This window comes from uncultured Tepidimonas sp., from assembly GCF_938045175.1.
In the GTDB taxonomy this organism is placed as follows: domain Bacteria; phylum Pseudomonadota; class Gammaproteobacteria; order Burkholderiales; family Burkholderiaceae_C; genus Tepidimonas.
Genome location: NZ_CALIND010000109.1, coordinates 1 through 8,803, shown reverse-complemented (window position 1 = coordinate 8,803; position 8,803 = coordinate 1). Strand labels below are relative to the sequence as shown.

The 8,803-nt window shown below is 67.0% G+C and carries 9 protein-coding genes and 1 pseudogene; all 10 read left to right on the top strand.

Annotated features, from left to right (window positions below):
• Positions 1-205: 205 nt before the first annotated feature.
• Positions 206-406 (top strand): annotated as a pseudogene (locus Q0716_RS10940) (helix-turn-helix domain-containing protein); the annotation flags it as partial.
• A 187-nt stretch (positions 407-593) separates the two neighbouring features.
• On the top strand, positions 594-1,091 hold the full coding sequence (locus Q0716_RS05775) for a hypothetical protein (RefSeq protein ID WP_299020737.1): 498 nt from the start codon (positions 594-596) through the stop codon (positions 1,089-1,091).
• Positions 1,092-1,093: 2 nt separating this feature from the next.
• Positions 1,094-1,723, top strand: a complete 630-nt coding sequence (locus tag Q0716_RS05770) for an IS607 family transposase (RefSeq protein WP_299020734.1) — start codon at positions 1,094-1,096, stop codon at positions 1,721-1,723.
• Positions 1,717-2,940, top strand: a complete 1,224-nt coding sequence (locus tag Q0716_RS05765) for an RNA-guided endonuclease TnpB family protein (protein ID WP_299020731.1) — start codon at positions 1,717-1,719, stop codon at positions 2,938-2,940. Before Q0716_RS05770 ends, Q0716_RS05765 begins: the two co-directional genes overlap by 7 nt.
• Before the next feature lie 45 nt (positions 2,941-2,985).
• Complete coding sequence (locus Q0716_RS05760) at positions 2,986-4,170, top strand: class I SAM-dependent methyltransferase (RefSeq protein WP_299020725.1); 1,185 nt, start codon at positions 2,986-2,988, stop codon at positions 4,168-4,170.
• A gap of 21 nt (positions 4,171-4,191) precedes the next feature.
• Positions 4,192-5,262, top strand: coding sequence for a GTP-binding protein (locus Q0716_RS05755; RefSeq protein WP_299020723.1), 1,071 nt, complete (start codon positions 4,192-4,194; stop codon positions 5,260-5,262).
• Positions 5,263-5,367: 105 nt separating this feature from the next.
• Positions 5,368-6,135 carry an RNA polymerase-binding protein DksA gene (gene dksA / locus Q0716_RS05750; protein ID WP_299020720.1) on the top strand — a complete coding sequence of 256 codons (768 nt, stop codon included), beginning with the start codon at positions 5,368-5,370 and terminating at the stop codon, positions 6,133-6,135.
• A gap of 47 nt (positions 6,136-6,182) precedes the next feature.
• Positions 6,183-7,871, top strand: coding sequence for an STAS domain-containing protein (locus Q0716_RS05745; RefSeq protein WP_299020717.1), 1,689 nt, complete (start codon positions 6,183-6,185; stop codon positions 7,869-7,871).
• Between the two features lie 5 nt (positions 7,872-7,876).
• Positions 7,877-8,455: an ATP-dependent protease subunit HslV gene (gene hslV / locus Q0716_RS05740; protein WP_299020714.1), complete on the top strand. Its 579-nt coding sequence runs from the start codon at positions 7,877-7,879 to the stop codon at positions 8,453-8,455.
• A gap of 8 nt (positions 8,456-8,463) precedes the next feature.
• A partial coding sequence (locus Q0716_RS05735; protein ID WP_299020739.1) for an AAA family ATPase occupies positions 8,464-8,803 on the top strand: 340 nt, incomplete at its 3' end.

Sequence of the window (8,803 nt, the reverse complement as noted above, 5' to 3'; positions counted from 1 at the left end):
AAGCGGGCGAGCAAGGAGTGGAAATCGGCGATGAACCAGTTCGCGATACTATACGGCGACCGCTTCACCCTCGCACCACGCTGAACGACACGAGGACAGATTCAGAAACCGCCCCACACACAAAAAACAGGACATCCCCGCTTAGATAAAAGTGCATGCATAAGCTCAGAAACCTTTGGCACTCCTGTGAACCAAGAGGAGTGCCATGCAAATCCACCGCGGTGGGTACCGCATCCGGGGGTTTTACCGGGTAGCGGCTCTGGGGCATCTTTGGGACATGACACCCAAAGATGCCCACAGACGCCTTGAAATTCTTCGTTTCTTCGACAAGCACGGACTGGCCGCGACCCGTGACGCCTTCGGTGTCTCGCGCCGCACCCTCTACCGCTGGAAAGCCGCCCTCAAAGCCCAAGGCGGCAACCCGGCTGCCCTGGCCGCACAATCCTGCGCTCCACGAAAGCGCAGGGTGCCCAAGACCGACCCGCGCCTGGTGAGCGAAATCCGGCGGCTACGCACCCTCCACCCCACCAAGGTCAAAGCCCAAGCCCTGGAGGTGCTGGCCTGCTCTACCCGCGAGCGCAGTCGCTTGCGGCATGCCCCGCTACATCGTCACCTTCATCGATCCAGTTTCACACTTTGCTTTTGCCGTGGGGCTACCCTCCAAGCACGCCCGGTACACCGCCCGCGCCCTCGAACGGGGCCTGTCCCTGCTGCCCCAGAGCCCCACGACGGTGCTGTCCGACAACGGCAGCGAGTTCGAAGCCGACTTCGCCCAGCTCCTTGAAGGAGCGCGGCGTCAAGCGCTGGTACACCTACCCCAAAACGCCCGGACGCCCGCCCACGCCGAGCGCTTCCATCGCACGATCCAGGAGTCCTTCGTGGACGACCACGAGGAGTTGCTCTTTACCGACCTCGCCCTCTTCAACCGCAAGCTCGCCGACTGGCTCGTCTTCTACAACGCTTCAGCGTCCGCACCACACCCTCGGCCAGCGTTCACCGCTATCCTTCTTCTTGCAACATCAACCCGAGTGCCAAAGGTACTGGACTCATATAAAAAGTTGACTGTTATTGCGCAGAAGTGTATATTTTGATCATGTCTCGCAAGATGGTCAGCATTCAAGAGGCCGCCGAGTTCGTGGGCGTGTCGCCGCAGACTCTGCGCCGCTGGGAGCGCGAAGGTCGGCTTTTGCCCGATGAACGCACGCCGGGTGGCCGGCGTCGCTACGACCTTGCGCGGCTTCGGCCAGAGCAATTCCGCGCAGCGGAAACGGCGCGGCGCACCATCGCCTACGCACGGGTCTCCAGCCACGACCAGAAAGACGACCTAGAGCGGCAAAAGCAGGTGCTCGAACGCTACTGCGCCCGCCAAGGCTGGACGTTCGAGGTCATTGCCGACCTGGGTTCCGGCATGAACTATCACAAGAAGGGCCTCAAGCGCCTGCTCGATGCAATCATCGACGGGCAGGTCGGGCGCTTGGTCATCACGCACAAAGACCGGCTGCTGCGCTTGGGCGCGGAACTGGTGTTTGCCATCTGCGAGGCGAAGAACGTCGAAGTCGTGATCCTCAACCAGGGCGAGGACACGACGTTCGAGGAAGACTTGGCAAAAGACGTGCTGGAGATCATCACCGTCTTCAGTGCCCGGCTCTATGGCAGCCGCTCCCGCAAGAACCAGAAGCTCATCGAAGGCGTGCGGGCTGCCGTGGAGGCTGCGCAATGCTGATTGCCCACCGCATCGCGCTCGATCCGAACAACGCACAGGCGACCTACTTTGCCCGTGCGTGCGGTGTTGCGCGCTTTGCCTACAACTGGGCACTAGTCGAGTGGAAGCGCCAGTACGAGGTATGGAAAGCCAACCCTAGCCTGCCCAAGCCATCGCAGCAGTCCTTGCGTCGACAGCTCAACGCCATCAAGCGTGAGCAGTTCCCTTGGATGCTGGAGGTGACCAAGTGCGCTCCGCAGATGGCAATCATCCAGTTGGGGCAGGCGTTCCAGAACTTCTTTGCAGGCCGTGCCCGCTATCCGCAGTTTCGCAAGAAGGGCGTGCATGACCGCTTCACGCTCACCAACGACCAGTTCAGCATCGACGGCTGTCGCATCCGCATCCCCAGTCTGGGATGGGTGCGCATGCGCGAGCCGTTGCGTTTCGCTGGCAAGCTCATGTCGGCCACCATCTCCCGTGTGGCCGACCGCTGGTTTGCCAGCATCACCGTGGACACATCCGACACGTCGCACCTGCCCAAAGCCGAGAACCAAGGCGCGGTAGGCGTCGATCTGGGTGTGTCGGCACTCGCCGCGCTCTCGACGGGAGAGATGTTTCCCAGCCCGAAGCCCCACAAGGCGCTGCTGGACCGATTGCGAAGGCTCTCGCGCAGCCTGAGTCGCAAGCAAAAAGGCTCGGCCAACCGCAAGAAGGCCAGAGCCAGACTGGCAAAGCTGCATGCCAGGATCGTCAACATCCGCGCGGACGCGCTGCACAAGCTCACGACAGACCTCACGCGCCGGTTTCACACCATCGGCATCGAGGATCTGAACGTGCGCGGCATGGCAAAGAACCGCCATCTGGCCCGCTCCATCATGGACATGGGATTCTTCGAGTTCCGGCGGCAACTGCAATACAAGGCCGCGATGCGCGGCGGGCAGGTGGTGGTGGCAGATCGCTTCTTTGCGAGCAGCAAGACGTGCTCGGCGTGCGGGCACAGGCTCGATGATTTGCCGCTGTCGGTGCGTGAATGGACGTGCCCGGACTGTGGAATCATCCATGATCGCGATGTGAATGCCGCCAGGAATCTCCTGGCGTATGGCCTGGCCGCCCTAAGCGGCCCTACGGCGAGTTCCGCCGGATGTCAAGCCTGTGGAGAGGCAGGCTCTGGCCTTGGGCGCAAGCTCAAGACGAAACCAGCCTCTGTGAAGCAGGAAGTCAGCTTCGTTCCTGCGTGAGCAGGAATGAGTAAGTCTGATGGAACGGTGGGACAATCCATCCCCATGAAGACGATTCGACTGAAAGCGGGCAAGGAGCGCTCGCTACTGCGCCACCACCCGTGGGTGTTCGATGGCGCGATCGAGCGCGGTCAGGCGGATGCCGGCGAGACCGTGCGGGTGGAGAGCGCCGACGGGCGCTTTCTGGCCTGGGGCGCGTATGCGCCGCGCTCCAAGATCCGCGTGCGCGTCTGGAGCTTCGACGAGGCCGAGCGCATCGACGGCGCGTTTTTCGAGCGGCGTCTGCGCGCTGCGGTCGAGCTGCGCTCGCGGCTGGCCATCGACAGCGACGGCGTGCGGCTGGTGCACGGCGAGTCCGATGGGCTGCCGGGCTTGGTCGTGGATCGCTACGGCGAGACGCTGGTCGCGCAGTTTGGCAGCAGCGGCGCCGAGCGGCACAAGGCCGCGATCGCCGACGCGCTGTTGCGGGTGACGGGCCTGACGCGACTGTACGAGCGTTCCGACGCCAGCGTGCGCCAGCGCGAAGGGCTGCCGCCGGTGACGGGCTGGCTGCGGGGTACCGGCCCCACCGAGTGCGTGATCCAAGAAAACGGCTGGCGCCTGAGTCTGGACGTGGCCGAGGGACACAAGACGGGCTACTACTTGGACCAGCGCGACAGCCGGCGCGATTGCGCGCACCTGACGCGCCGCTTTGGGGTGGCGGAGGTGCTCAACTGTTATTGCTACACCGGGGGGTTCACGGTGGCGGCACTCGCCGGTGGGGCGCGCCACGTGACGTCGATCGACTCCTCCGCCCCGGCACTGGCGCGCGCGCAACGCAACGTGGCGCTCAACGGCTTCGAGGCGGCACGCTGTACCTTTTTGGACGCCGATGTCAACGCGAGTCTGCGCGCCTTCGCGACCGAGGGGCGGCAGTTCGACCTGATCGTGCTCGATCCGCCCAAGCTCGCGCCGTCGGCGACGCACCTGGAGCGCGCCGCGCGGGCATATAAAGACGTCAATCGGCTGGGCTTCAAGCTACTGCGCCCGGGTGGTTTGCTGCTGACGTATTCGTGTTCGGGCGCGGTGGGGGTCGAGTTGTTTCAGAAAATCATCGCCAGCGCCGCGCACGAGGCGGGGGTGGACGCCACCATCGTGGCGCGGCACGGCGGAGCCCCCGACCATCCGACCGGGCTCGCCTTTCCCGAGGGCGAGTACCTCAAAGGGCTGGTGCTGTGGCGCCGGCCTTGACACCTGCTCTACACTGATCCCATGGCACTCATTCCTGCAACCATCCTCACCGGTTTTCTGGGCTCGGGCAAGACCACGCTGCTCAAGCGCGTGCTCACCGAGGCGCACGGGCAGCGCATCGCCGTGATCGAAAACGAGTTCGGCGCCGAAAACATCGACAACGAGATCCTGGTGGCCGACACCGAGGAACAAATCGTGCAGATGAGCAACGGCTGCGTGTGCTGCACCATCCGCGAGGACCTGCGCAGCACGCTGTCGCTGCTGGCGGCCAAGCGGCGCAAGGAGCTGCTGGCGTTCGATCGCGTGATCATCGAGACCACCGGGCTGGCCGATCCGGGGCCGGTGGCGCAGACGTTTTTCATGGACGACGAGATCGCCGAGAGCTACCTGCTCGACGCCATTGTGACCTTGGTGGACGCCAAGCACGCCCCGCAGCAGCTCGACGAGCGGCAGGAGGCGCGCCGCCAGGTGGGCTTTGCGGACCAGATTTTCATCAGCAAGGCCGATCTGGTAACGCCCGAGGCGCTCGATGCGCTCATCCATCGCCTCAAGCACATGAACCCGCGCGCGCCCATCGAGCCGGTGCACTTCGGCCAGGTGCCGCTGTCCAAGGTACTCGATTTGCGCGGCTTCAACCTCAACGCCAAGCTCGAGATCGACCCGGACTTTCTGCAGGCCGACGGGCACGCGCACGACCACGAGCACGACGACCACCGCCACTGCGACCATGAGCACGGCCATTGCGCGCACGAGCACGGGCATGGCCATGGCCACGGCAAGCACCATCACCACGACGACGATGTCCAGAGCTTCGTCTGGCGCAGCCAGCGTCCGTTCGATCCGTACAAGCTGGAGGACTTCCTGGGTGCGGTGGTGCAGGTCTGGGGGCCGAAGCTGCTGCGCTACAAAGGGGTGTTGTACATGCAGGGCACCGACCGCAAGGTCATCTTTCAGGGCGTGCACCAACTGATGGGCAGCGACCTCGGGCCGGTGTGGAAGCCGGGCGAGACGCGCGAGAGCAAGATGGTGTTCATCGGCATCGACCTGCCGCGCGACATCCTGGTGCAGGGGTTGGAACAATCGCTGGCGTGACGCGCGTCGGCCTGCTGCCACATGCGGGGCCAGCGCAGCCCCGACTGCGCTTACAATCGGCGCCCATTCGGTCGGGTGTGCCCAGGCGGCGGGGAGGCCGCCGGGGTGTCGCCGCTCAGCGTCCGCACCCGTTCAGACCAGAGGAGATGCGCCGTGAAGAACCGTTCGCCATCGAGCGAGGTCCCGTCCTCCGATGCCGCCTCGGCCGCCCCGTCCGACGGGGGCGGTGGTGAGGCCAAGCCGCGCGCGGCGCGCAAACCGTCGGTGGCGGCCTCGCGCCGCGCCGAGAAGGCCGCCATGCATGCGCAGACCACCGAAGCGGTGGCGCCCACGCACGACCCGCGCGCGGCCAAGGCCAGCTATGCCCCCGAACCTACCATGACGACCACCGTTGCCCCGACGACCGCCTCCGCCCTGCGCAAAGATCCCGCCCGGGCCGATAACTGGAAAAAGCTGCCCGTCGAGCAGCTGACCGACGCCGACATCCTGGCCATGCCCGACAGCGAGTACATGAACGATGTGCAGCTGGCGTATTTCCGCCGCAAGCTGCTCGCGCTCAAGGCCGACATCCTCAGCAATGCCGGCGAGACCACCGAGCACCTGCGTGAAGACACGGTGGTGGTGCCCGACCCGGCCGACCGCGCTACCATCGAGGAAGAGCACGCGCTCGAGCTGCGCACGCGCGACCGCGAACGCAAGCTGCTCAAAAAGATCGAGCAGGCGCTGGCGCGTATCGACAGTGGCGACTACGGTTATTGCGAAGAGACCGGCGAGCCCATCGGGGTCGGACGGCTGCTGGCGCGGCCGACGGCGAGTCTGTCGATCGAGGCCCAGCAGCGGCGCGAACTCAAGCAAAAGCTGTTTGGCGACTGACGCGCCAACGGGCTGGCGAGCCTGGCGTTTTTGCGAGGGTGCACCCCATGCCTGACCAGCCCACGACGCCCACCAGTGCTGGCTGGTGGCGGCAGCTGTGGCAGCGCTGGTGGCGCCCGGGCGCGCGCCGCGATGGCGGTGTTGCCGGGCTGGACGAGGAGCGGCGCGCCCTCAAGGCGGCCATTTTGCGCAAACGGCGCAACGATCGCGTGCGCCACCAGGAACTCGATGAGCTGCGCGAGCTGATGAGGGTGCGGCCAGCGGCAGGCACTGCGTCCGAGCCGGTGGCTTCGCCGTCCAGCAGTAGCCACGCCCGCAGTGGCTGGCACCGCTCTGGGCCGGACAAATCCCGCACCATCGAGCAAATCGCGCGCATCGAGGCCCAGATGGCGCAGCACTGGATGCCCCGCGCCACGGACGCGCCGGGTCTGCGCATCGGCGCGCCGGGAGACGCCCGAGCGGGACCGATCGTCAGTGGCCATTTGCAGGCGCGTGCCGGGGCTCCTCGCATGAGCATCGACTTGGTGGCGCACGAGACCACCCCCCCGGAGGCGGCGCTGGAAACGTGGCTCGCGCATCCGGTGTTGACCGAGGCGGCGGTGCGATTCGCCAACGGCCGGTTGGACGAGGCGCGGCGCGCACTGGAGGCCCTGCAGGCGCAAGAAGTGCGTTCGCCGCTGGCCCGCGTGGCGGGGCGCATGCTGCTCGATCTGTTGTGGGCGGCGGGCGACGTCGAGGGGTTCGACGAATGGGCCGCAGAGTGGGCGGATCGTTTCGGGCAGCCGGTGCCGCGCTGGCCTGTGGTGCTGCCGCCCGCGGCAGCGGCGACGCCCGCCTCCATGCCGGCCGAGCCGACGGGGGCGCCGGTGGCGTGGGTTTGCCCGCCCCTGCTCGATGCGGCCGCCGTCGAAGCGATGGCGCAGCGGGTGGACGACGCCGACGGCGTGGTGTGGCTGGACTGGACGGATCTGCTGTCGGCCGATATCGAGGCTGCCGAACGGCTGGCGACGGTGTTGGCCCAGTGGGCCCAGCGGCCACTCGTCATGCGTTGGCGCGGCTGCGCCGTGCTGCGGCGACGCTTGAAGGCCAGCACGCCGTCCGGGCGGCGCGAGAATCACCCCGTGTGGTGGCGCCTGCGGCTGGCGGCCCTGCACCTGATGGGGCGGCGCGACGAATTCGATCTGGTCGCGCTCGACTGGTGTGTGACCTACGGCGAGCTACCCCCCACCTGGCGGGAGCCGGTGGCGCGGGTCGAGGCCACGGACGCCTGGCCCGAGCTGCCGCCAGCGCCCGCGCCATTGGCGCCGGCCCAGCCCGCGGCGTCACTGGACGAGGTCGCTGCGTGGCCCGAGCTCGCCACGTCGGCACTGCCGGCGGCCGAGTCCGAGTTTCCCGCTGTACCCACGGTGCAGGCATCGGGTTGGTCGGTGCCCACGCACGGCCCCGAGGCCGCGCCCGTGTTGCGGTTGGAGGGGGTGCTGCTCGGCGACATCGCTGCGGTGCTGGCCGCGTGGGATGCGGCGCTTCGAGACGCCGACGTGCAACGGCGGCTCGTCCTCGATGCCCGGCGGCTGCAGCGGGTCGATTTCGCGGCCGCGGGGGCCTTGCTGCAGTGGCTGTTGGCGGCACGCGGGCGCGGCGTGTGGGTCGAGTTCGACGGCGTGAGCCCGCTGTTGGCGGTGCTCTTCCATGTGGTCGGCATCGACGAGGTGGCCACCGTGCGCCTGCGACAATAGCGGGCATGGAAAGCCCCTCGTCCTCTTCTGCCGTCTTTCACGGCACCACCATCGTCAGTGTGCGGCGCCCCGATCCGGCCGACCCCGGCCGCGTGCAGGTCGCCATGGGCGGCGACGGCCAGGTTACGCTTGGCCACATCGTGGTCAAGGGCAGTGCGCGCAAGGTGCGCCGGCTCTACCGCGACCAGGTGTTGGCCGGTTTTGCGGGCGCGACGGCCGACGCCTTCACCCTGTTCGAGCGGTTCGAAGCCAAGCTGGACAAGCACCAGGGCCACCTGCTGCGCGCCGCGGTCGAGCTGACCAAGGACTGGCGCACCGACCGCGTGCTGCGTCGGCTGGAGGCGATGCTGGCCGTGGCCGATCGCAGCACCAGCCTGGTCATCACGGGCAACGGCGATGTGCTCGAGCCCGAGCGCGGTATCGTGGCTATCGGCTCCGGTGGCGCCTACGCGCAGGCGGCGGCGCTGGCGCTGCTCGACCACACGGCGCTGCCGGCCGAGGCCGTGGTGCGCGAGGCGCTGCGCATCGCGGGCGACCTGTGCATCTACACCAACCAACACCACACCGTGGAGGTGCTGTCGTGAGTGCTGCCATGACCCCGCAGGAGATCGTCTCCGAGCTCGACGAGCACATCGTAGGCCAGCAGGCGGCCAAGCGCGCGGTGGCCATCGCGCTGCGCAACCGCTGGCGGCGCCAGCAGGTCGACCCCAAGCTGCGCGCCGAGATCACACCCAAGAACATCCTGATGATCGGCCCGACCGGCGTGGGCAAGACCGAGATCGCGCGGCGGCTGGCCCGGCTCGCTGGCGCGCCCTTCATCAAGGTCGAGGCCACCAAGTTCACCGAGGTCGGCTACGTCGGCAAGGACGTCGACAGCATCATCCGCGACCTGGCTGACATCGCCGTCAAGCAAACGCGCGAGGCCGCGATGG

Bases quoted from the DNA above. Each gene is read 5' to 3' on its own strand.
- Q0716_RS05775 (WP_299020737.1), top strand. From the start codon at position 594: ATGCCCCGCTACATCGTCACCTTCATCGATCCAGTTTCACACTTTGCT.
- Q0716_RS05770 (WP_299020734.1), top strand. From the start codon at position 1,094: ATGTCTCGCAAGATGGTCAGCATTCAAGAGGCCGCCGAGTTCGTGGGC.
- Q0716_RS05765 (WP_299020731.1), top strand. From the start codon at position 1,717: ATGCTGATTGCCCACCGCATCGCGCTCGATCCGAACAACGCACAGGCG.
- Q0716_RS05760 (WP_299020725.1), top strand. From the start codon at position 2,986: ATGAAGACGATTCGACTGAAAGCGGGCAAGGAGCGCTCGCTACTGCGC.
- Q0716_RS05755 (WP_299020723.1), top strand. From the start codon at position 4,192: ATGGCACTCATTCCTGCAACCATCCTCACCGGTTTTCTGGGCTCGGGC.
- Q0716_RS05745 (WP_299020717.1), top strand. From the start codon at position 6,183: ATGCCTGACCAGCCCACGACGCCCACCAGTGCTGGCTGGTGGCGGCAG.
- hslV (WP_299020714.1), top strand. From the start codon at position 7,877: ATGGAAAGCCCCTCGTCCTCTTCTGCCGTCTTTCACGGCACCACCATC.